The 685-nt window shown below is 37.1% G+C and carries 1 protein-coding gene; it reads right to left on the bottom strand.

From position 1 onward, the window contains the following. Window positions 1–685, bottom strand: a 685-nt coding sequence (locus PG892_RS22465; RefSeq protein ID WP_270825934.1) for a hypothetical protein, incomplete at both ends; no start/stop codon positions are given.

Below are 685 nucleotides of genomic sequence, written 5' to 3'. Positions count from 1 at the left end.
TGAATCTATCTTCATGTTCTTTTGCTTCATCACGCCTTTCAAAGTAACGATTAAGCCAATGTATGGCTGACCTATAATAACTATAGGCCTCACCACTAAAACCAGCTACAGTGGACAGTAGTGAAGCTGAGAAGATCGTTTCAGATCCATCCCAGTTACCTCTCATTTCTTTCCTGTGTGCCAACTCTTGCTTCCTATTTGAAGATACAAATAAAGAGGCAAGATCTATGTTGTTAGCTAAAATATCGATTTGACGGTCATTTCCAGCAATTTCCTCACCAGCAATTAGAGCCAATTTAATTGCTTCAAATATTTTATTGTTTTTCAACGCAGCTTTGAAAGCATATTGTAATCTCTGTACCTTCACTTGCTTATTATCGAAGACACTGATTGACGGTAAGAAACTATCAGATAATGCCAACTCCACCAATTCGTCTAGCTGCTCAGATTTTAGTAGCAATAAGGGAAGTGACTCTGAAACATATGAGAATTCTTTAGATAAAGGTTTTATTAAATTTACAAAACTATATATTTTATCTGGCGTGGCAATATAACTATCTTGGAACCACTTCTCGGTTGGTTCATCTCTGAATTGAACAGTGTCATCAATTTGCCATAATGGATGACCCAGGTCTGCTATAAAGCTTTTTACCGAATCCACTGACACATTAGCCGCTTTTGCTAA

The organism is Aeromonas sp. QDB68 (assembly GCF_027707405.1).
In the GTDB taxonomy this organism is placed as follows: Bacteria; Pseudomonadota; Gammaproteobacteria; order Enterobacterales; family Aeromonadaceae; genus Aeromonas; species Aeromonas caviae.
The sequence above is the reverse complement of the archived record's forward strand: the minus strand, read 5'-3'. Positions and strand labels throughout refer to the sequence as shown.